This window comes from Methylobacillus sp., assembly GCF_036844465.1.
GTDB lineage: Bacteria > Pseudomonadota > Gammaproteobacteria > Burkholderiales > Methylophilaceae > Methylobacillus.
On sequence record NZ_DAIUFW010000011.1, the window covers coordinates 1 to 22,101 of the forward strand.

At 51.2% G+C, this 22,101-nt stretch carries 15 protein-coding genes; 1 reads left to right on the forward strand and 14 read right to left on the reverse strand.

The annotated features are described in order from the left end of the window. Window positions 1-507: 507 nt before the first annotated feature. Both V7Z75_RS12110 and V7Z75_RS12115 read right to left on the reverse strand, forming a co-directional pair. Window positions 508-978: a hypothetical protein gene (locus V7Z75_RS12110; protein ID WP_334108932.1), complete on the reverse strand. Its 471-nt coding sequence runs from the start codon at window positions 976-978 to the stop codon at window positions 508-510. A gap of 305 nt (window positions 979-1,283) precedes the next feature. Further along, complete coding sequence (locus V7Z75_RS12115) at window positions 1,284-2,546, reverse strand: three-Cys-motif partner protein TcmP (RefSeq protein WP_334108933.1); 1,263 nt, start codon at window positions 2,544-2,546, stop codon at window positions 1,284-1,286. A 267-nt stretch (window positions 2,547-2,813) separates the two neighbouring features. Here V7Z75_RS12115 and tcmP point away from each other — a divergent pair, with 267 nt between their 5' ends. Next, the gene (tcmP, locus tag V7Z75_RS12120; protein ID WP_334108934.1) at window positions 2,814-3,662 is read left to right on the forward strand and encodes a three-Cys-motif partner protein TcmP; all 849 of its coding nucleotides are present in this window, start codon (window positions 2,814-2,816) and stop codon (window positions 3,660-3,662) included. On the opposite strand, the gene V7Z75_RS12125 is transcribed toward tcmP, so the two are convergent. The 12 genes from V7Z75_RS12125 to V7Z75_RS12180 all read right to left on the reverse strand — a co-directional run bounded on the left by V7Z75_RS12125 (window position 3,659) and on the right by V7Z75_RS12180 (window position 21,579). Further along, on the reverse strand, window positions 3,659-4,402 hold the full coding sequence (locus tag V7Z75_RS12125) for a DUF5131 family protein (protein WP_334108935.1): 744 nt from the start codon (window positions 4,400-4,402) through the stop codon (window positions 3,659-3,661). The two genes, tcmP and V7Z75_RS12125, sit on opposite strands and share 4 nt — an antisense overlap. A 133-nt stretch (window positions 4,403-4,535) precedes the next feature. Next, complete coding sequence (brxL, locus tag V7Z75_RS12130) at window positions 4,536-6,614, reverse strand: BREX system Lon protease-like protein BrxL (RefSeq protein ID WP_334108936.1); 2,079 nt, start codon at window positions 6,612-6,614, stop codon at window positions 4,536-4,538. A 14-nt stretch (window positions 6,615-6,628) separates the two neighbouring features. Continuing rightward, on the reverse strand, window positions 6,629-9,127 hold the full coding sequence (gene pglZ, locus V7Z75_RS12135) for a BREX-1 system phosphatase PglZ type A (RefSeq protein ID WP_334108937.1): 2,499 nt from the start codon (window positions 9,125-9,127) through the stop codon (window positions 6,629-6,631). Next, the gene (locus tag V7Z75_RS12140; protein WP_334108938.1) at window positions 9,124-11,007 is read right to left on the reverse strand and encodes a DUF262 domain-containing protein; all 1,884 of its coding nucleotides are present in this window, start codon (window positions 11,005-11,007) and stop codon (window positions 9,124-9,126) included. The genes pglZ and V7Z75_RS12140 overlap by 4 nt, the downstream gene beginning before the upstream one ends. Before the next feature lie 2 nt (window positions 11,008-11,009). Then, window positions 11,010-14,504: a BREX-1 system adenine-specific DNA-methyltransferase PglX gene (pglX, locus tag V7Z75_RS12145; RefSeq protein ID WP_334108939.1), complete on the reverse strand. Its 3,495-nt coding sequence runs from the start codon at window positions 14,502-14,504 to the stop codon at window positions 11,010-11,012. 4 nt (window positions 14,505-14,508) lie between these two features. Continuing rightward, entirely contained in the window at window positions 14,509-15,048 is a 540-nt protein-coding gene (locus V7Z75_RS12150; RefSeq protein ID WP_334108940.1) for a hypothetical protein, read from the reverse strand. Then, a complete protein-coding gene (locus tag V7Z75_RS12155; RefSeq protein WP_334108941.1) occupies window positions 15,045-16,118 on the reverse strand; it encodes an AAA family ATPase in 1,074 nt (357 codons plus the stop codon). The genes V7Z75_RS12150 and V7Z75_RS12155 overlap by 4 nt, the downstream gene beginning before the upstream one ends. Next, window positions 16,115-19,687: a BREX system P-loop protein BrxC gene (gene brxC / locus V7Z75_RS12160; RefSeq protein ID WP_334108942.1), complete on the reverse strand. Its 3,573-nt coding sequence runs from the start codon at window positions 19,685-19,687 to the stop codon at window positions 16,115-16,117. The genes V7Z75_RS12155 and brxC overlap by 4 nt, the downstream gene beginning before the upstream one ends. Before the next feature lie 29 nt (window positions 19,688-19,716). Next, window positions 19,717-20,307: a DUF1788 domain-containing protein gene (locus tag V7Z75_RS12165; RefSeq protein ID WP_014819602.1), complete on the reverse strand. Its 591-nt coding sequence runs from the start codon at window positions 20,305-20,307 to the stop codon at window positions 19,717-19,719. A 17-nt stretch (window positions 20,308-20,324) separates the two neighbouring features. Next, window positions 20,325-20,939 carry a DUF1819 family protein gene (locus V7Z75_RS12170; protein WP_003294211.1) on the reverse strand — a complete coding sequence of 205 codons (615 nt, stop codon included), beginning with the start codon at window positions 20,937-20,939 and terminating at the stop codon, window positions 20,325-20,327. 6 nt (window positions 20,940-20,945) lie between these two features. Next, a complete protein-coding gene (locus V7Z75_RS12175) occupies window positions 20,946-21,149 on the reverse strand; it encodes a helix-turn-helix domain-containing protein (RefSeq protein ID WP_334108943.1) in 204 nt (67 codons plus the stop codon). A gap of 238 nt (window positions 21,150-21,387) precedes the next feature. Next, window positions 21,388-21,579, reverse strand: coding sequence for a hypothetical protein (locus tag V7Z75_RS12180; RefSeq protein WP_334108944.1), 192 nt, complete (start codon window positions 21,577-21,579; stop codon window positions 21,388-21,390). Window positions 21,580-22,101: the final 522 nt, after the last annotated feature.

Consider the following 22,101-nt stretch of genomic DNA (forward strand, 5'->3'; position numbering starts at 1 on the left):
ATTGCTTTGGAGAAAATTCTACTTTTAACCACCGCTAATTTTCGGGGGGATTACCTCACATTTCATGATCTCAGACATGAGGCAGCAAGCTGGACAGTTGATTTGTAGTAGTTCGATGTGGTCTGGCAGTAATGCCATTAGCGTGAGGAGACCTGCTTGCGAAATGCATTGGTGGGTTCCACTACGAGAACACGTTGTACGGTCTATAATAATTCTAGCGTCATCATCAGTGATGTCTTGACGTATTTCAGTGGGTAAACGGTGATAGCTGGGTCGTCATGTGTTGATACGTGAGCAAGTACTGCGTGTATGGAACTAAGCTGGATGATGCTCACTCCATGCCCTCTGACTAGGCGAACGGTCTCAACCTCAACTCGGTGTCCTTCAAATTAAGGACAGGCCAATACCAGCGAAGACTGGATGTTGTTCCTGAAAGCACATAATCTTGAATCCAGCATGACCTGCTGGCCAATCTCATCGAATTGGGGAGTGGAGTGCAGACTCAAGCTAGCAATTTTCCTTGGGGTCAAACTTGATCAACTCGTATTGACCGTTGTTGTTTCGATAGCCTATGCCCATCATGAGGGAAGTGCCTCGTGCAGCGATGTAAGCTGCTGTTGCTTTGCGTTCGGTAGAGTATTCATGTTCCGTGAAGACCAATCTCAAAAAACCTAGAGCGTCATTTTTTCGACGTGTCTCGTCGCGCAGAAACTGAATAAATGATTGCTGTTTTAGTGCAAAGTCCGCCTCCAAATCCTTCGGGTATCCATCTTCAAATTCGATGCCGTAGATGAAAGCCATGCCGCCGGACTCGACAAACAGTATGTTCTCGAAAATCTCGTGCTGAATATCTTGATGACACACTTTTAAGTCTGCCATCCAGAGTTCATCTGGACTGTCTGGGAAGTTAGATATGCGTCGTGCGTTCGTCGCTGTAAACGTGATTAAAGAAATATTAAAGTTATTAATATCAGACATTTATTCTCTCCATAGGTGGTTTAATTTGACCGTTGTCTAGGCTTCATAATGTCTCCTCAACCTCTATAGTTTGAGGCTCTTGAGGTGGGCTAAGAAGGTGGTGGCGATTTAAGGTCTTTGTAATTCCTGATCCACGCGCTGCACTGCGAGATAATGCCTTATGTGTCAATGTCGGGTACTATGAATCACAAGCTAATGGTGTTTATCATTCTGTGTAGAATCAATTCACTGTGCACGCGGGGGGGGGATTACCGTATGGCGCGTAGCAATTTTGTGTCTACATCTCGTTGGACATGACGAGTTTACTATATGAATAGACTTTTTTGAGGTTTGGGAATAATAAGGTCGGTGTCTTTTGGCAGCCCTGACCTACTTTTTATTTTTCCATTCTTTGAGACTATCAGGATATCAGCTCTAATTTCTGGAGTGCAGAATGTTTCTCTGATAAATTTCTCTGTGGCAGGTGTGTAATTGGCTTGTTCAGTGATCAGCCTTTTGAAGCTGATACCTTGGGTATAATGATCATGGATTAATTTGGGTAATTGGCATTGTAAGGTATTCAGTGTTAGTGCTTTTGCATCCTTGCAAAATCCATACATGTCTGCCGTGGTATTAGTATTATACCCTCTCAAAGAGTACATATCTAAGCCAGCTCCACCATAATGAACAAAATGATTACCATGCGTCCAATGAATATCTACCATTACATTACGGGCAGTGATATTTCTTGATAAATGCACTAACCAGTAATCACCCAGTCCATTAATTCCGCGAATATAAAAAGTTGTGTGATGCCCTGCGGCATTAGGTAGGCAATCTCTAATAAGATCCTGATGTAATATCGCTTGAGCAGCTAGTCTCCATTCTTCCGGCCTAGTGTTTTTATCATGAAGTCCACTATCTAGTAAGTGAGTTATTGAAAATCCTGTTTTCTTATGAAAGTTCTTTAGATTTTTCTCATTTAGAAATTTTAATAGTGAGTCTACATGAAAGGTGAGTAGGATTTCAGCGCCTGGTAATTCATTGAAGATATATTTAATAAGGTCTCTAGGTACTTCGGAATAACCATATTGATCTAATAAAAATAATGATCTAGCACGCTTTGACCGGTGTTTTATGTCGTCAATGATTCCTCGGACTTTATTCTCAAAATAATCATGAAATAACCATATATCTTGATTGTTATTAATTCTATCACTATAGCCTTTATCAATCAGCGTTTGTTTTAAGGTGTTGAATCCATCAGAATCTTTTTCGACGAAGTAAAACTTAGCATCTAATTTGAATGGTTTGTGACGAATGGATTGTGCGTCTCTCTGTGCATCTTGACATGCTTCTAATATCGTAAATGGTGATCCATAAACTATTTTTGAGGAGTCCCATCCAGCAGTATAGCGACCACTTCCAGCAAACCCGTCTACAATCGCAATTTTGAAAGAATCTATCTTTATATTCTGAGTAAGAGTTGCTACATATTGTTTAATATAGTCTCTTAGTATCTTGTGCTTTACCGTACTGTGATAGTCAATCAATGGGGTGTTAGCGTAGTCATAGTGTTTCTGGACCATTACTTGAATCTTTCTTCATTAACTTAAAAATTAATTTAGCTAATATCGGAGTTCGGAAATATAAATTCCAAAATTACGCTACATACTAATTACTCATCGAAGGTTGAGAAAAAACACTACTCAATCATTAAACTTTTGATTTAATTTTTAGCATAGCAGATTTCTTAATTTACCTAGGAGGTTATTACATGTTGATAGGCACTTTGCTTTTCAAGTCTATGTAAATGATATATATTTCATAGTCTTAGAGTTTAGGTTGCTAAATCTATGATTAATATTCTATCTCTTGCTCCTCCTGTCCCCGATGACTATCCAGGTGCATCTATAGAAAAAGCAAAAAATGGTCAAGGTGTTGGGTCTTGGGTACATCAAGACAAGCATACTCTACTTTGTAAATTTTTGATTGGCTCTCATGCTGCTGCAAAAAGGTTTCCCAGCTGGGTATTCATCGATCCATTTTGTGGGCCAGGTCGATTACAAGTTAAAGGGGAAAGTTTTACCAGACCAAATGGAGCCATGATTGCCTGGCTTCAGTCTATAGAATGTGGAAGACCATTTGACGTAATGTTAATTAATGACTTTGACAGCAATAGAACAGAGGCTTGCAAGAAAAGGCTTGAGTTAAAAGGTATGCATAATGTAATAGCCTTTTCAGGCCCTGCCAAAGATGTAGTGCCTAAAATGATTGAGCAGGTTCCAATAGGAGCTCTTTGCACTGTTTACCTCGATCCTTATAACTTAGCTTTGCTTAATTACGAGATGATCTCTGCGCTCAGTACTCTTAAATATGTGGATTTTGTAATAAACTTTTCTACAATGGACCTAATGAGGAATGGTGATCTTGAACTGGATCCTTCCAGAGCTAGATTCGATGAGGTGTTGCCCGGTTGGAGTAGCTCGGGACCAATTGCGAAACAAAGGCTGCAAGAGGTATTTATCTCTACATGGATGCAAAAAATAGAGAGTTTGGGATTTACTTTTAGTAATAGCGCACCAATGATCAATAATGATGATCACCGAGGAATTTATAGGCTAATGTGTTTTGCTAGGCACGAAATTCCGCTTAGGGTATGGCGTGATATTTCCAGAAATGCTACAAAGGACTTATTTTCCTAAAGACTAACTGAACGAGGATAATTGTCATGTATTTTGCCATTTAAAGCGCGGCCATTGGATTTTTTATCTCGTTTTACGCCGTCAGGCCCATATGCTCCCCATTGTTTAAAGAAGAAAGCAACTTCCGCCGCAGTACACTGATTGTGAACATTTTGTACCCACTCTTCCTTCATAGGCCTAGCGCCATGTCCTGACTCTCCACCAACAATCACCCAGTGTATGCTATCAAGGTTAATGCAGCCAATATCTTCAAGTAATGGTTCTATTGATAAAAATCGAGTAGCAGCTCGTACTTTCCTTAACTCATCGATACGTGGCACGCCGTACTTTTTATCCTCTACTGATACGCCTAACCACATATTCTCAGGTACTGATCGATTGGCAAAATATTCTGGCAGTCGTGTTGCCCGTTTCGTTAGTACCTGATAGGTGTGATGTGGTGTTTGCATGATGACATCTACCACTTGATCAATAAATGTGTCAGGCACACTCTCATGGAACAGATCACTCATAGAGTTCACAAAGTAAGTGGTGGCACGTTTGCGATTTAAAGGTTGGCTAAGCCTTTCTGGATGCAAAGTGAGCTTAAAACCATCTTCATAGCCTGGTGTACCCATTGCTTTCAATCGGTGAGCCATTACTTCAGCATAGCAATGTTTGCAGCCAGGGCTGATCTTGGTGCACCCAGTTACAGGGTTCCATGTTTGCTCAGTCCATTCAATTCTGCTTTCGGTAGCCATGATTCGAATTGTCCCATTTAAATCAGTAAATAACAACGTGTTCTGAGTGTGGTTAATTAAGTTGTTACTTCTGGTAAATGGATAGTAGGGGAGATTCAATGACAACCATTGGATCAGTGATACCCATATCTAATTAATGCGATTCCTTCTCTATGACATTCAGTTCGTGTTTAATAAAAGTTACTTCAAAAGCCTTGCATGGGCGGTATTGCTGTAGTCGATTAGTGAAGGTAAAGGTATCGTTCATCTCGTAGTGTTGGAAGATGTCGAGGCCACGATCCAACGAGATTTTCCAGCCGTGGTCGGTCATGATGTGGCGTGCGTGGATTGTGCCGGTACAGTCGAATTCCCAGGTGAAGTTCACGCCCACTGCGCTAGCGGACTCCTTCATTTTCTCGAAGTTTTCCTTTTGTTGTTCGCCTTTGAACTCGTCTTCCGTCGTTACCAGATGAACGGACACCTCCTCATCTGGAGTCTTGTGCTTGACTACAGTCTCCAAAAACTCCATGAAGTTGCGCACTTGATAGAACAGGCGGATGTATGGATCAGTGACTTTGATCGTATTCGAACCCTTAAGATAGGGGCCAAGTAGCGTATCGAAGGATAGGCCTTTTTGATTCTCTTGAAATGTGAGATGCTTTTCCTTGAGGCCGGGCTCGGTAGGAGCCAGTAGTTCGGATGGAGTTGACAGAGTGTCCGTTTGTGCGGCTTCTACGATTACCCCTTCTTTGCCTTCGACAATGGTCTTATGGTAGTAGCTGGGGTATTCCTCCTCTTCGAGCGTGGTGACAGGCTTGTCCCGACCGTCCGTTCCAAGATAGGAAAATTGAACATTACCGTAGGTTGAGTCGATGCGCATCAGTTGGTCTTTGACGCGCTTGCGGCCCTCAATCGCGAAGCGCAGCAGCTCTTCGACCTCCTCCTTGGTCGCTCCATCATGCGGGAAAATGATTTTCATCAAACCGGAGAATGTTTTGTTGATGCCATCACGGTCTCTCGTCGAAATATCGGAGGAGAGGAAGAAGTACTCCTTATAGCGGTCCGAGTAATCGTGATTGCGCAACGAGCGAAGGATCTCGGCTAGGTAGTCCACTACGAATCCATACCCACTGGAGAACATCTCGCCTCGAATGATATCGGCCTCCCAACCAGGAATGTAAAAGTGGATGCGATCCAGAAACGCGGAGTCGTAGAACTTATCGGGTAGCTCGCAAAACAGGTCAGAATGCTTGAGCATGTAAGGTACGGTGTGCTGAGTATTGCCTACTAGCACTATGGAGGCTTCCGCGCCAAGGGTTTCAACACCTCGTGAGAACGATTTGTTTGCCATGTAGTTCTTCATGATGTCGACCAGGGCCTTGTCCACACGCTTTTGTTTTCCGGCAAACTCGTCGAAGGCGATGCAATCCCAGTAACCGACGAGGCCAATCTTTCCGGAAGCGTTGTTTACGAATAGCTTGGGAACCGTTACCTCGCCGCCTGAGATCAAGATGCCGTGCGGTGAGAACTCTGAGTAGATGTGTGATTTGCCGGTTCCCTTGGGACCAAGTTCAATCAGGTTGTAGTTTCGCTCGCAAAACGGGATCAGGCGGACCAGTTGGGTCAACTTGCTGCGCTTACCAAACATATCTGGGTTGAAGCCAATGCTTTGTACTAAAAGGTCGATCCACTCATCGGTGGTGAATTGTGCTCTAGCCTCAACGTAGTCGTCGAAATCGAAATGAGAGAGCTGGATCGGTTTGAGGGCCGACAATATCCAGGGGCTGGTACTTTTGTCTTCGGCAAACTCGTATTCCAAATCAGCAATGCACCACACTCCACTAACCAAGAGCTTGGGATGCTTTTTCACCGTCCCGGAATCAACAAGAACCTCCTTGATTCCGAGGTTGGAGAACTGTGCTTCGTAGAGATCCTTCTTGTCGTTCAGGTCAACGCTGATCTTGTCGATGATCTTGTAGCGCCCTTTTTCTTTGATGTTCGAGCGGATTAGCCCGGCTTCATTCCGGTGAACATAATGCTTAGCGAGAATCTCCTTGACCGTCTCGATACCGGTCTGTATGGTCGACTCATCACTGGTGGCGCAATACTGACCCAGCAGGTATTCCAGCACGTAGGAAGGAACGATGGCGTTACCCTTGACCGTCTTGACGAGATCTTTTCGGACAACAAGCCCTGGGAAGTATGTGTTGATTTTCTGGTCAAGCCCGTTCATTGGATACCTGTCCTTTAAAAGTCAAAGTCGCTGGTAAATGAGCGCCGCATCAAGTACCGGAGCGACTTGTATTCCTTGTAATGTGAAGTCCCGGCGTGTTTTTCCTCCAGCCGTAGAATGACCTCCTGGCCGTTGGCCTCATCGGCCTTGCGGGTCAGCACGAAGCGCACCTGTAGCTCCCGCTCCCGGGGGTTGTCCGAGCTCAGGTCGAAGGTCAGATCATGGCTGTCGGAGATCAGGTCGCCTGCCTCGGTGTAGATGCCAGCCCGCAGCACACGCGGCTGGATCTTGTCCGTCACCGGCCCGGCCTGGTACATGGTCACCGCCAGTTGCCCGGAGGTAATCACCGAGCTGGCTCCACGCAGGATGTCCACTTCAACGGCGGTGACATCGCTCTGGCGCTTCTTGTTGATCTTGAGCACCGGGATCACCACTTCCTGCAGCGATGCGCCGCCATGTACAAAACGGCTCCCGGAGCCCTTCAGACGCAGGCGGTTGATCGACTTGGGAATCTGGACTTCGACCTCCCCGGAAAGACCCAGCTGTTCAGACGAGAAGCTGTGCAGGCTGGCTGACTCAGCAAGCCCCTTGCCGAGCACGAAACGCCTGTCACGGTACAGAATCACCTCACCCTTAGCCTCGACACTGGCAAAGTCGCTCTCGTCCAGCGGTCGATGTTGGTAGATGAAACCATGATCGGCGGTGACCAGAATATTGTTGGCATTCGCCGCGGTCAGTTTCTTCACCAGCCTGACGATATCGCCTAGCGTTTGCTCAGCCGCTTCAAACGCTTGCCCCTCCGAATGCATCTTGTCGCCAGTATGGTCTATGCGATTGTGGTAGATGTAGAGCACATCGTTGCTTTTCAGCAGTTCGCGGCTGCCATCCCGATCCAGCTGCATAAAGTCTTCGGCGGTAATGGCTTCACCACGGCCATTCAGTGCAGCCTGCAGGATCTTGGTGCGATTAACCGTACCCTGGGAGCTTTGCCCATCCACCAGCACGGTGCCGGTTTCGTTGTCGACAATCGCCAGCGCCTTGTTTGGCAGGAGCGCCGCCATGCCGAGCTGGGTGTAGCTGGGCAACATCGATAGCGCCGGTTCCAGTTCGGCGCTGTAACGGTCCTCCTGCCGGATCAGGCTCAGCAGCTCATCGCCGATCTCGTAGCGCATGGCGTCGGAGATGATCACGCAGACCTTGTTGTCCTTGCGCAGGAACGGCCGTACCCAGTACTCGAAAAACTCCTTCTGCTTACGCACCGGGAAGGCTTCCCACTTCGATGCCGCATCCACGAAGGTCTGGAAGCGGTCGCCCAGCTTCAGCAGGTAGTTGTTGGTATAGAGGTTTTCAATCTGCTCGGTCAGGCTGCCCATCAGCGACGCCTGTCCTGACATGCGCACGTGGTAGGTGAACTTGCGGTAGAGCTGATCGAGCAGATACCAGAAGCGGCTGTAGCGCTGCACGCCTTCGGCTAGGCTGTCCATGGCGAGTTTGGCCTCGCCCAGGGCGTGGGTAAACTGGGCGGCGTAATCGACTGCCTCGTACAGATGCCGGTATTCGCGGTACCAGTGGCCTTGTCGCCGCTGTCGAACCCAGATCGCCACGTCACCGCTGGAGGCCGTGCGGGCTGCCACCGCCCGCACCAGGTCGCTGATGATCTTCTGGTCGATCAGGCGGAAGTAATCCAGCTCGATCAGCTGGCGGAAATCCCGCTTGGCCAGATCCTGCTCAATGCCGAGGACCTCGGCGCATTCTCCCGAGAGGGTCTCGAAGCCGCCTTCGAACTGACGGCTGTCCTTCCAGCGCTTGAGAAACACCATGGCGTCGCCGGTCAGTTTCACATGGCCGTCGGTGCCCATGGCGTAGCAGGACTTGAACAGCTCGATGGCGAAGTCGCGGATGCCCGGCTCGTCGGACTTGTAGCCATAGCAGCGGCTCATCTGTTCCCAGAGAAAGCCGTCCAGGCTGCATCGGCCGATCAGCTTGATCTTCTCGTCCCGGCCGTCGGCCAGTTCCTGCAGCAGGTTTTCCACCACCGCATCCATGCGCGGCTCGCTGCCGGTGCATACCGCCAGCATCTTCAGGCGAATCTGTCCGGCGGTGTCGTCCGCTTTCAGCAGTTTCTTGAGGGCATCCTTGCGCTTGATCGCCTGAAAGAACTCCGCATGGGCCTGCACCACATCCGTGAACTCCAGCCCGAGCTCCAGTTCGGACAGCCAGATGGCCACCTGGTCGGTGCGGAACTCGCCATGGGCCAGTTGCACATCCAGCAGCCAGTTATCCAGGTCGGCGGGTTGAGGGCCTTCACGGTAGAGCAGGAATTTCTGTTCCGGTTGCTCGCGAAGCAGCTTGTACTTGATTCCGTACTCGTTGTTGGTCAGCTCCTGCTTCTCGACGCCGGGTAGCTGGAGCGCCTCAAAGTCTTCGCGCAACTCCTGCTTGGCGTCGTACCAGAAGACGATCCGGTGCCGGTCAAAGAGTTTTACCAGTGCTCGCTCAATCTGACTATTCATGCCGAAGCATCCTCAACCACTTCCTCATCCTGATCCTCGGGCTCTGGCTCTGCTGGGATCAATTGGGAGATAAACACACGGCTTCTCAACCGCGCTTTAAGTGCCGCCCTGCGAGCGGCAAAAAAATCCGGAAACGCCTCGAAACTGAGATCGACATCCTCTACCAACAGGCTTGCCGCAGTCAGGTGAACAGTAGCATCCTCAAGCCAGTCCTTCAGGGGCCGATCAGACTTACTCTGGTTCTGAGAGTTGTTGAGCAAGTGCAGGTTGGCAATAGTGTTCCAATGACGGGGATCCGCATAAAACGCGATTCGATCGGAGTCGTTGAGAAGACTGTCCTCTTTCGCCAAACGCTTCTTGTCAAAGTGGCTGCGTGGGTGTAAGTGATCGATATGAAAAATCTCCGTTGCATTCATCTCTGGGAACAATAAATGGAGTAGCGCGCGGCAGCGACCTTCGCCATGCTCAATGTTTAGCAAGCTCTCCATGTACTCGTCATCAAAACGCAAATCCTTGTTGGTGGCGGTGTATCGATCCACTATCTGTTGCAAGGGAAAGTACTGTTCATCCAGATATTGATCCAGCACATCGCGCATGGATTTCAAAATAGTATCTGCCTGCCCACCAAACACCCCTTTCAATAACGCCATATAAAACCATCGACTGATCAAATCCCGTTGCTCATTATGTCGAGAAAGGTTGTTTATGCTTTTGAAGAGAGACTCATTACCAACCCGCTTTTTGTACAAGTAATAACAAATCGGAATCACCGCATTTTTCGAGGTCAGTGACTGCGAATTAATACCAAACCGGCGGACAAGCCGCAGGGTTTCAAGAATGCAGTCCTTGATTTCGGACCAAGACAGCTGAATCTGACGCACCTGATCGGCATTGAAGTTTCTTACTTTGAAGCGGACGTCTGCACCGATAAGGACCAGACAGGTTTTCAGCACCCAGTCGCGTTCCATGTAAAAACCCATATCAGCACTCTGGTGAATCTGGCGAATCAAACCATCCAGATCCTGGCGGAAGTCACCATCCCAGTTGGCTACCGCAATCGACATCAAAAGATCAGAGAAATCGAGCTTGGTGCCACCGCTGTTGGTGCGAATAAACACATCCAGTACATGATCAATTTCCTGGCTGTTTTCGTTGAAGTAATGAATGATGCGCTGCGAACGGATGACGTCATATAACTGACCTAAGGTGTCAGCGGCAAAATCATTGTTTTGTAGGCTATTGGCCTCCAGATAAGGCCGGGTCACCTTACTCCAGATATGGTTGCCTCCATCAACCTGCGGCATCCTGAGGATTTCATGCAGGCAAAACCAGTGATGTTTACTATCTGAAGACACTAAAGAATTCTTGTACTGTGCATCGGTCAGGAATTTGAAGTTGTAGTACATCAGTGATTCGTTGTCTTGCGCCTCTACGGGCTGAGCCAGGTCAAGGTACAACTTGCGTGGTGGTAACGCATTATCATCCCGGGTTGTCGGCCAATGCTTGCGCGGTTGCTTATACGCATAAGTGCCGCACAACCCAATATACAGGGAGGTAAGACGCTGCTGGCCGTCGATAATAGCCTTGAAGTTTTTATAACTGGCGGTTGTCGGTTTGTGCGGGTTTTCCTCGCTGAAACGCTGGCAGTAGGACTTCAGAAACTCATAAAATTTGTAGTTGTTCTTGATTTCTGCACTGTTCACCTCCCACATCATGAAGGTGTTAATGGGGTAGCCCCGCATAATGGAATCGAACAGCACACAGATCTGGTGGCTGCTCCAGACAAACTTACGTTGAATAGCAGGCAGCAAATAATCGCCGCTATTAATGGCGGCGATAGCATCCTGAATCGTAATGGCCTTTTCATATTCGCCAGCCATGCTCAATCCTCTTTCGCATCCAGGCCGACAATCTTCTTCAAGGCCGCGCCGAATTTCGGATAGTTCACCTTCACGCCGTCGTCGAGGTCGATCTCCACCTGCTCGGTGGCCAGCGGGTACAGCACTTCGCGTTCGTACTCCTCCAGCTCGGCGATCATCTTGGTGATCTTCTCGATCTCTTTCAGGGCTTTGGTCTTCTCGCCCTGGCTTGCGCTTCCGCTGATGCTGACCGCCTCCAGATGGTTCTTGTGCGAGGTGAGCTTGGTGCGGAACTCGCGTAGGTAATCGTTGAGCACCACGCTGACGGTATCCGGGCGATAGCGGTGCATGTAGATCAGCGCGTTGAAGCTGCCCTTGGGGCTGGAGAACAGCCAGTAGATGGGCCGCTTCTTGTAGCGCTTCACATGGTCGGTGTAGAACTCGCCGAGGAAGTAGTCGCGGATGCCGTAGTTACGCTTGCCCTTGATGTTCAGGCCCTGCTCAACGAAGCGGAGGTTGTCCTCGTAGTGCTCCTCGCCAAAGGCCACGCGCAGGAACTTGCGGAAGCGCTCGGCGATGTCGTCGGTGAACCAGTCCCCGTCCAGCATGGGAATGACGTTGTCGTCGTCCGCCGGGAAGCTCGGCTCCGGAACCCGATTCAGGTAGTCCTCGATGGTCTCGCCCTGGTTGGCCAGGATCAGCCCCGGCTTGTCCAGCGCATAGCGGCCGAACATGCAGCCCACGGCATAGGAGATCAGCTCGCGCATGGTGTCGGCCAGCAGCAGCGCCTCCAGCTCCTCCTCGCTTTTGTCGTTGCCGTAGCGGTAGTACGGGTTGCAGGTCAGGGTAATCTCGTTCAGCGGCACATCGGGTGTCAGCTCGTCCTGTAGGCCGTAGGCATCGATGAAGATCCGGTTGTTCTCTTCCTCCAGCCGCTGCATCTCCAGCGTCATCTCCCGCCAGTGGGCGCGGAGTTTCTGGTAGGTGGCTTTCAGGGTTGGTTGGCGGCAGTCTGGATTAAGTAAAGGCGTGCTGATGAAGTCCCAAGAGATCTCATAGGAATCCCAATCACTTTGTGAAAGATTGATAGCCCTGGTAACGGCATCTATGTTCTTATTTTTCAATGAAGAGGTTAGTTGCAGTATGGGAACCTCGGCCACAACTCCCGTTGTAATATTCAAAGTGCTACCACGGATGGTCAGTATTTTCCTTGTTACAACAGAGTTAAGCTGTCCAAGCAGTTCAAAGACACCATCACCGAACAAGGTTGGAGCAGCGTCGTTAAAGCCGAAACCCGGTGCCCTCCAACGAAAGCTGGGAACCCCAGAACCTATTTTTCCCCATGAAACCCCAGGCTTAAAGAGAAACTGTGTGTTTTGTGGCCTTGATCTTAAGGAGCCATCTTCATTGCGATAATTTTTTATTCGATAGCCATCATCTTCCCAATCCATCAGATAAATTGAGCCCATGTGCCATCTTCTGAAGTCACCAGCCTTGTCTGTTAAGATCCACCTTGCGTCCTGAGACACATTTTCATGCGGCACTTCCCAAGCCATACGCATGAAAACGTCATCATTACGCGTTCCAACTCCTTCTTTTGCTTCAAACTTGCTTCCAATCAGGGGTTGTTCATATAGAGATATAAAAGAATTGCTTACCCAATATGCGATTGGACTTCCCGGAACTTTTCGGAAATCAGTGGCTGATGCACGGTAGAACCAACCGCAATCAGGATTCTTAATAGCCTCCAGAGTTCTCGGCCCTTGGTTTTCTGAGCCACGAAAATCGGAAAGCCTGACATATCCACCTTTGAAATCGGGGCGATGGGCATTCTCAACAGTGAATGTGCAAATTGGCACGGTAGCACCATCGAAACCTGAATACTCAAGCTGAACCAGTGATGTGATTGTCTTCTGGTTAATCAAAAAGCTTCGTAGTTTTTCGTAGGATGATATAAACATCCACACAAATGGTGACATGAAGCCAAGCTGACCTTTTGGCAGCGTCATCTCAGTGTTGCGAACGATAAAGGCTGAAAATAAATCTGACTTTACATCCTCGTAGTTGTCTTTAAGCCACGCCCCCAGCCGCCCATTCATCCCCTTGCCACCCATATACGGCGGATTGGCAATTACCACATGGTATTTGGGGCTCAGGTAATCGGCCTGCCGCAGGGCTTGCAGCACCTTCTGATGGGTCATGCTGATAAACAGCTGCCCGGAGACGTTCTTTGACTCCAGAATCCTGAGCATGCCGTCCACGTCGGTGACATCCGGGCGGATCAGGGAGCCGAAGTTGTCGGCCTCTTCGAACTGGCGCAGGGTGGTTTGCAGCGGCGCGGTGAACAGGTTGCGGCCGACAAAATCCATGTAGTCCTTCAACTCATTGCCGTCGAAGTGGACATTCTCCAGCACGCAGATGTTCGGCTTGACGCCCTTGTTGAAGAACCGACGCTGCTTGGCGCGAGCCTTCATGGTCAGGGCAAAGGCGGCCAGTTCCCCAGCACGTTCGTCGATCTCGATACCGTAGAGATTGTTTGTGAGGATCTTCTCCGGGATCTCGGCGGGCTCGTAGCCTTCCTCCTCGTAGATGGCATAGAGCAGGTCAAAGGCATAGGTGAGCATGTGGCCGGAGCCGCAGGCCGGGTCGCAAATCTTGATCTCTTCCGGCTTGGCGATGCGCAGGAAGTCCGTCTCGGCCTGTTCGGGCTTGATGTAGTAATCCATCTGCAGGGCCAGCTTCGAGCCGGGACGATTGAGCAGCCACAGGCGGCCGAGGGAGTTTTCCACCAGGTAGCGCACGATCCAGTGCGGAGTGAAGAGCTGGGTGGCGGCGGGGATGTTCTCGGGCGTGATCTTCTTGTTCTTCTTCAGGCCGTCGAACACCTCGTCCTTCTTTTCGGAGATGTAGAACTGGTAGAGCCAGCCGATCACCTCGACATCTTCGCAGGCACCGGGCGTCATTGCCTCGCGGGTATAGGCGAGGATGGAGTTGCCCGAGAGCAGGTCGTCGGGCATGAGTAGTTCGGTGTAGTCGTCGATGCGCTGGAACAGGAACGGCATGGCCTTGTTCCAGAAGTTGCTGGCCGCTACCACCAGCAGACGGTAAGCCTCGCCCTGCGGGTCGCGGCTGGGCGCTTTGCCGTCGAGCAGGGCGAAGATCTGCTGCCGGACTTTGTCGTGCACCATCTCTTCATCGATGTGGCCCATCTTGGCTTCGGCCAGAATTTCGGGCTGGAACTGTCCTTCGGCGGGCGACACCACGCCGATGCGGGTATAGCGGTTCACGTCCATGAAGCGCAGGGCGCAGAAGCGGTTGAACCAGATGTAGGCCACTCGCTCGATGACCTGTTCCTTGCCGTGCCCCTTGATCACCTCCTCAAGCTTCTTGATGGCCTCGGTGCTTTCCCGCCGGGCGGCGCTGTTTTCAGCCAGCACCAGTTTTAGCTTGGCGGAGACCTGCTCCAGCAGACTTCGCCGGGCGAACTGGGCGAATTTTTTTAGTTTTGCGGTTTCCATCTATTCAGGCTCCTCCAGCTGCAGCAGCGGCCAGGCGGGTGACCGGCCACTTGGGGAAGTTTTCATTCCATTTGTCCAGGTTGACGACATGACAGCTTGTAGCCAGAGCCTGGACCCAGCGGCGTGATGCTTTGCCCACCGGCAGCTCCTGTTTCAGGGATTTCTGCATCCGGCTGTTCAAGGCGTTGTCAAAGGTGATCAGGCAGACGTAGTGAACCGGCTTATCCACCTTCTGCTCGGCATGCCGGTAGAGGTAAGAATCCCGGAACTTGTATTTCAGGTAGTTCTTCAACCACTTGAAGCTGGCTTGCCGCGAGTTTGTCTCGTCTTCGGTGGACGCGCCGAGGACGTCATAAATCGACGGGTCGTCGTAGTCCTTCAGTTCCACGTAGACATAGGCCTCAGCGAACTCTGCGACGATGTCGACGCCTTTCATGGGCGCACCGTGAAACGTGGGTTTGGTGCTGTCCGTCTCGTCGAAGACGAATGCGTCCAGGGCATCCTCAAAACGGAATTCGAAACCGTCAGCCTCAACGATCTTCATTTACCGAGGCCTCCCATGTCGTTTTTGATCTCCTGGTTGATGAGAAAGCCAAAGGCCTCGTCAATCGGATTCGGCGTGATTTTCAGGTAGTCCTCGGTGGAGGCGACTTTGATCTCGGAGGTGTCCGCATCACGGTACAGGCTGTGGAAGCGCACGTGGTCATCTTTGCCCTTGTCCGTAAGCAGATCGAACCACTTGAGCAGCACATAGTCGTGGGTCGCCAGAATGATCTGCTGGCCGTTGCGTGACAGCTCCAGCAGGATCTGCACGAGCAGCTTCATCAGCTTCGGGTTCAGGTTGGATTCAGGCTCGTCCCAGAACAGCGGGCCGCTGACACCGGGCTGGATCGCTCCGGTTTCCAGCAGGCGCGAGAGTATCCCCGCCTTGCGGAAGCCTTCGGCCATGGAGTTGGCGGAGTATTCGGCATTCTCGGTTTTGAAGGTGACCTTGCCGCCACCATAGAAAACGAAACGGCCGCCGCAGATGCCTTCGATCTCCGACATGGCCCATTTGGATTTTTCGTGCAGGGTTTCCGGACGGACCTCGGGGAGATCCAGCAACAGGCAGATGTCCTGGTAGGTCTGGTCGAAGGAGAGGCCGTATTTCTCGTACAGGCTGTTGAACCCCTTCATGAACGAGAGGACTTCCTTGGTCGGGATGAATACCGCCTCGGCCTGGTACTGCTCGTAGTTGGTGCGATCCTGGACGGCCAGCGCCTTCGAGTTGTTGAAGAAGGTTGCGGCGATCTTCTGCCCACCTGCGAATCGGGCTGATAGATAGGCCTGATCGGTGGCGCTATGGCGATGCATTTTGCCGAGCTTGTCGTCCAAGGGCATGAAAAGGCGCAGCAGCTTGGCGGTTAGCGCCGCTTCAAGCTCATCGTCGCTGGTCCCGGGCTTGTTTTTAAACAGGGGAGCACCGGCGCAGAGCCCATAGGCCGCCTTGAGCAGATGGGTTTTGCCGGTGCCATTCTCGCCGATGATCACGTTGATTTTGGGCGAGAAGTCCAACGTCAGATTGTTGAAGCCCATGAAGTTTCTTAGATTAAGGTGTTGAAGCTGCTCAGTCATATTTGAATCCTCTTTCCTTTGCGGATTTCATCCAGCAGCGCCTCGCGCATGGATTCCAGGTAGCGTTCCACGTCGGTCTCGTCGGCCAGCCAGGCTTTATCGAATGAGACCTTCACCGAGCGGCTGGGCACGTACTCGATGCGCGGTTCCGGCTTGGCGGGTGGAGTGGGTTTCGTACCTTCATCCGTCCTGGCGGTATTACCGGGTTGCGGCGCGGGCTCGGGTGCCGGTGCCGGTGCCGGTTGCGCCCAGGAGGTCATCTGCGAAAGCAGCCGCTGGTAGTCGCTTTCCTCAAACCGGCGCAGGGTGTCGCGGATAACGGCAATCAGCTTCTGGCGCTCAATGCCTGAGTTGAATTCGTTGAACGGACGGGTGATCTGCTCCTGCTGATCGCCGTTCAGTGCGTCGAATTCGGCCATGCCGCAGAGGCGGCCCTTGAGGGCGGCGACCGTTTCCTTGGCATTGGCAATCTCGGCCTCGATCTGGGCCGTGACCTTCTCCTGCAGGGTTTCGACTTGCGTCTTCACCTGCTGCATGCGGTTGCCCTTGAAACACTCCGGATCGGTCAAGCTGGCGAGCACCTGAGCGGTTTCGTCGCCTTCGATGTAGGCGAAGTTGGGCTCCTGGCTTTGAACGAACTTGCGGGCGTTATCGAAGATGCCTTTCTGCGGGCCGCTCATGAATTTACGGACAGGATCGATGACGCTTTCCTTCATATCGAGCAGCGCGTCTTCCTGGCGGGTGAGTTCGGTCAGATACCAGGTGTAGGGCTTGCCGGTTAGCTCCTTGAGCTTCTCAAGCACCGGTGTCAGCGCATTCAGGAACGGATATTGGGATGCCTGAGCCGCCAGCGGGGTGAGCTGATGCATGAGTTCCTGGAGCGCGGTACCGGTCTCCTTACCGAGCGCCTTCGCTTCACTGGCGCGGGGCGGGGCATCGAAGAAGTCCTCAAAGAATTCCTTCAGGGCGCGGACCTGCGATGCGGTAAATTCGACCTGGGGCTCCAGCACCACATTGCCGTGGCCATGGGTGTTGCGCAGCGCCCGTTCCAGTTCGTCCTCTTCCAGCAGGTTGCCGTCGGTGCGGACTTCGACCTTACCGCGAGCGCACAGTTTGGCCAAGGTGCAAAGCACGGCGGCGTAGTACCAGCCGTAGGGTTTGCGTTCGAATTTCTCCAGCAGGTTCTTCAGCGTGGTACGCACGCCACCCCGATTGTTGCTCTGAATAAACGCCAACAGCTCCTGCTCGGACTCGGCCAGGGAGGTGGCGTCATTGCCGAACAGCCCCTGCTGTGAATGCTTGAGGCATTTGGCGATGTCGTTTTCGGTGTAGGTGATGCCGCGCAGCATGCGAAGGTTCGGATAGGCGCGGGAGATGAGCTCGTGGAATCCGCGCAGCACCCGGGTCTGGGCATCCTCGGAACCGATTTCAATGTCGGCTCCTGCCACGAACAGCTTGGCCTTGCCCATCAGGCTTTGAACGCGCTGCTGCAGCTCGGCATACCGTTCCCGGTTCTGGAAGCCCTTGTCGGTCAGAATGCGTTTGACTGCCTCCTGTTGCGTGATCGAGATGTTCTGGCGGATGTATTTCTCCGTCCGCTTGTACATCAGAATGTCGCGGATCAAGCGTTCGTCCGCTGGCAGGATCAAAAACAGTTCATCAGACTTATAAGTTGAGCTTGTGCGCAGCATTGGCTCATTTTCTGCGTGCTCATGGAACGGGCTGATGACATGGATGGCCAGCTCGTGCTCGCGCCCGTGCAGCCGATCATCGAGCTTTCTGGAGAACGGATAATCCTGGCCCTGATCTTTTGATGAAGAGGCGTCGTAACGAATCTTCCGATGCTTGATGACGTGGTCGAAAACGATCTTCTCAAGCTCGGCGGCCACGTCTGCCGACTCCACCTCGGTGTTCTTGATTTCCTGCTCGACGTCTTTTTCCTCGTCGGTCAAGTATTCGTAAAGCTCGCCATTGCGCTGCACATAGGTCTGCTGTTCCAGTAGGCTCAGGGCCTCCTCGACACGTTTTCTCAGTGCGGGCAGGTCCTGATTGAAGCCGTCCAGCATCAGCACGCACAGGTTGCGAACGGTCGGCTTGAATTCCTTGACGTACTTGACCAGGAAGAGCGTTTTCAACAGCCGGATCGCGAAGGGACCATCAAGATGGTTCTCTGCCTGGATGATGGCCCGCTGGATATTGGATTTCAGCGCGGTGCGAATGCCTTCGAACATCAGGTCGAAGGTCGCCAACTGACCGATTTCATGATCCCCGATCTGGATCGCCACCTGCTGGAACACACCCAGCATGGAGCGTTCGCCCACCGAGCTGTGTTTGCCCTCAAAGGCGTTATGCTGCGACAGATTCTGAATGGCCGACTGGAACAGCGCGAACTGGTACGGAATGAACGGATAGCTGTGAATGAAGTGATCCCGATCCTGATAATTCCGGTAGGTTTGCGAGCCGTCGGCAAAGTCGAACAGGGTCTTGAAGTTGTTGGACTGCGCGTGGTAAGTGTCCGACAGAAGGCGGACGCCTTCTTCGGTTTTCATGAGCAGACGCTTCTGAATAACCTCCGCCACGTCGGCGCTGGTCAACTTCATGCGATTGGCGAACCGGGCCTGGATTTTCGAGAAGTCGTTGCCTTGCTGTTTGCCCATCTCGCCGACAACCGTCCCCATGTCCTCCTGGGCGGTCACGATGACCCATGCGCGGCCGCGGCATTTGGTTGCCATGCTCTCGGCGATGGTCTGGAGGTTGGTCATCAGCTTGACGTTTTCAGCGATGTACTGACCGACCTCATCGACAAAGAAGTTCAGGCGGAAATCGGGCGATTGCCGCTCGATATATGCATGCACCTGTTCGGCAAAATCTTCGATGGAGACACGGTATTGGCTGCGGTATTTATCGAGTATCCCCATGGCCGATGCCTCGTCACCACCGGTTGCCTGGGCATAGGCTTTGGCAATGTTTTTCGCTTCAAGCAGGGCCTGCTCGCGGCCCTTTTGCCATGTTCTGCCCGCTGCGGATTCATAGGCCGACTTGAACTGTTCATAGAGGCCACGACTGTCGAGGTCGCGCTCAAACTGGGCGATGTGCCCTTGTTTGCCGTAGTACCCGCACATCTCGTCAAAGACCTTGACGAAGACAGCGAGGAGCGCATCGAGCTGAGTCTTGCTGATGACGTCCGCTTTCTGGTCAATGTTGAACAGAATGCTTTTCGACGGGAAGGCGACCGCTCGCTTGAGATCGCCGCGCAGGATTTCATTGTCGCCACACTTGGGCAGGAACAGGTCAAGAGCCGAGGCCCCGTCGATCTGCCGGTTTTCGAGCAAGAGCGCCAGCATCTTCAACAGGTGGGATTTACCTGACCCGAAGAAGCCGGAAACCCAAACGCCATTGGCGCCTTCATAGTTGTTGTAGGCATCTAGAAAGGACTCAAGTCGCTTTTCGACTTCGTTGGTCAGAACATATTCTTCAATTTCGAGGCGAAGACTGGCCTCATCGTCAGCTTTGATGACCCCTTCAATCGGGCGGTCAACCGGCTTGTGAAAAATGGTCTTAAGAGTCATCACGCTTCCCTCAGCTCTTTTCATCAAAATCAGGCTTCGCAGTGAAAGATGTTGAATGCCCGGTAGTACTTGTCGTCATGCAGCCTTCCGAAGAGATCGAGCGATGCTCCGGACTCCAGAGAGTGGGTATAGGCTCCCGGGAAAAACATGACCGTCGGCTTTTCTTTCGCGGTGCTCTGCAAATTGTTCAAAACGTTGTGCGAGCGGATGTAGGGGAACACCTCGCCAACGCCGGATAGAAAAAGAACCTCGAAATCCGTGCTTGCCAGCTTGGCTGCGATGGCCGGAACAAGATGCGCTTCTGGGTCCAGCACACCTTGCAACAGTTCCTTTAGCTGCTCTTTTGAGACAGAATCCTCCATCTCGACAATCTGGTCCCAGATGTCACGCTCTTTAAGGATTGCTATTGAAAGGTCATACAGATTGATCTCCAGAATCCGAACGCCGGCCTGCTCAAGGCGATTGATCAGCTGACGCTGGAGCCGCTCCATTTCGACGGACTCTTCCGGTTTGAAGGGACAGATGAAGAACGGGACCTCGTTACCGAGACCTTGCTTATTGAGAAAACGTTGGCCCGAGATCACAGCAAAGAGATGCTGAAATCTGTCCTGCATCGGCATTCTGGCTATATCTGCTGTCACCGCTTCATCCCCTTCACATCGGATTCAAATGCAGGGAAGTACAAAACATCCCTGCGGCTGCCTTGATGGATCAGATCCAACAGTCTCGGACTGGGCATGGCCGCATGTATCATGTTGTTGGCCGTTAGGAGATCGGCCTCGCGAAGTATCTTGAACAAGACCTGGCGCAATTTGCTTCGCGTCGCCGGGGTGATCTCATCCAGTTCTAAATGCCACTCGGATTTCCGGTTGAAGAAGGAATCAAAATCCTCGTGGGTCAGATCACTTTTCAGTGTGATGTATCGCTCTCGAAGCACTTCGACGGCAAAATCAGCGATGAATCTGTACCGACGGCAAACGGCGAGCCACAGGAGATAGGCCTGCTCTTGATGGCTGGCCTCAACAAGGAATTCAAGTTCGCCTTGAGTCAGCGCCCTAAGCCGAGAGACAACTTCGCGGCAGACTCGCTTGAGCGTATTCAGTGTTCTTGTCTGCAGTAAATTTTCTGCGATGACCTTGTCTCGAACAGAGTTCCAGTCGCCAAGATCAAGATACAGCGCGGCCAGCTTCACCGATTCGCGGTGAAAGAGACTGCCCGTTGTAAATGACATGCTGTATCTGTCGTTACTCATTCTTGGTCAGGATTCCTTTTTGTGATGTTCGGCAGCGCCACCGGCCTTCACCCATTCGTCCACCTCATCCTTCTTGAACTTCCAGAGGCGGCCCATGCGATGCGCGGGCATTTCATGTTTATCAATCCACTTGTATACGGTGTCATTGCTGACCCCGAGGTACTTGCAAATTTCACTTATCGATAACCAGCGGTCTTCCACCTCAGCCATTTTTTAAGATCCTCGTTGGCGATTGGGATAAGCCATGTGCTTTCCCGATTAGATCATTTAAAGTACATGAATGATTTTTCCGATATCAAACGATCTTTACCGATTAAAGCCGATTAATCCTAATATTCTATCCGATTGGTATTAATTGATCATGCTTTTACTGCATCTTGGAAGCAGAGGTATCGCGATGGGAGCTGGCAGACGGATGGTTCAATTGTTATTTGGTCATGTTGACACATCATGCCGTGTTTTTTCCGCAGACAAGGGCGCTGTTTCTGTTGCCGATATCGCAGGCCCGGATGGCAACCAGCAAGCTAAGCTCGTTTTGCGAAAATCCGTTGTGCGGGTCGGTTGCCAGACATTGCAAAGAAGGCCGTAACAGACCAAGCTGGTCCAGTTGCATGTTGATTTCAGGGGTGATATCGATCATGTTGAATTCTCAAAGCAGTTATCCATGAGCTACGTATAGGCACCAATTCGGATTTTCGACGAAATTTTTTTCGAGACCCGGCTCCCGCTCTGGTAGGTCCAATCCAAGTTGGATTTGAAGCAGACTTGGGTTGTGCAACCAGACAAGCCCGCCGGAGGCGGGTTGGCTGCCAAGGGGAGGCGGGTACAAAGGGCAGAGGCCGAGGGGTGAAGTCCGGAGGACGAGGGGAGCCTGGCTAAGGTTCCCCTAGTATAAATTATTGATTAATTAAGATATTGGGCGAAACCCAGAAAAGAGAGACCTGCTGTAACATGGGATTTATTAAACACTCGGATGTTGATTTATTTTTCAAATGGAACTTAGATTTTAATCTGAAAAATAAATCGATCGCCTAGAATAATTAATTAATCTAAGATTTATATACAACTAACGCGCGCGCGATATTAAATATATATATTAATCTCTAGTTTAATTATAAAAAAATATCACTGTTATAGAATAATTAATTACTGGAGGTTAATT

Coding starts and splice junctions, on each gene's coding strand:
- brxC (WP_334108942.1), bottom strand. CDS start 19,687: ATGACTCTTAAGACCATTTTTCACAAGCCGGTTGACCGCCCGATTGAA.
- V7Z75_RS12170 (WP_003294211.1), bottom strand. CDS start 20,939: ATGAGTAACGACAGATACAGCATGTCATTTACAACGGGCAGTCTCTTT.
- V7Z75_RS12180 (WP_334108944.1), bottom strand. CDS start 21,579: ATGATCGATATCACCCCTGAAATCAACATGCAACTGGACCAGCTTGGT.
- tcmP (WP_334108934.1), top strand. CDS start 2,814: ATGATTAATATTCTATCTCTTGCTCCTCCTGTCCCCGATGACTATCCA.
- V7Z75_RS12165 (WP_014819602.1), bottom strand. CDS start 20,307: ATGCCGATGCAGGACAGATTTCAGCATCTCTTTGCTGTGATCTCGGGC.
- V7Z75_RS12125 (WP_334108935.1), bottom strand. CDS start 4,402: ATGGCTACCGAAAGCAGAATTGAATGGACTGAGCAAACATGGAACCCT.
- V7Z75_RS12175 (WP_334108943.1), bottom strand. CDS start 21,149: ATGGCTGAGGTGGAAGACCGCTGGTTATCGATAAGTGAAATTTGCAAG.
- V7Z75_RS12115 (WP_334108933.1), bottom strand. CDS start 2,546: ATGGTCCAGAAACACTATGACTACGCTAACACCCCATTGATTGACTAT.
- V7Z75_RS12150 (WP_334108940.1), bottom strand. CDS start 15,048: ATGAAGATCGTTGAGGCTGACGGTTTCGAATTCCGTTTTGAGGATGCC.
- V7Z75_RS12140 (WP_334108938.1), bottom strand. CDS start 11,007: ATGGCTGGCGAATATGAAAAGGCCATTACGATTCAGGATGCTATCGCC.
- brxL (WP_334108936.1), bottom strand. CDS start 6,614: ATGAACGGGCTTGACCAGAAAATCAACACATACTTCCCAGGGCTTGTT.
- pglX (WP_334108939.1), bottom strand. CDS start 14,504: ATGGAAACCGCAAAACTAAAAAAATTCGCCCAGTTCGCCCGGCGAAGT.
- V7Z75_RS12110 (WP_334108932.1), bottom strand. CDS start 978: ATGTCTGATATTAATAACTTTAATATTTCTTTAATCACGTTTACAGCG.
- V7Z75_RS12155 (WP_334108941.1), bottom strand. CDS start 16,118: ATGACTGAGCAGCTTCAACACCTTAATCTAAGAAACTTCATGGGCTTC.
- pglZ (WP_334108937.1), bottom strand. CDS start 9,127: ATGAATAGTCAGATTGAGCGAGCACTGGTAAAACTCTTTGACCGGCAC.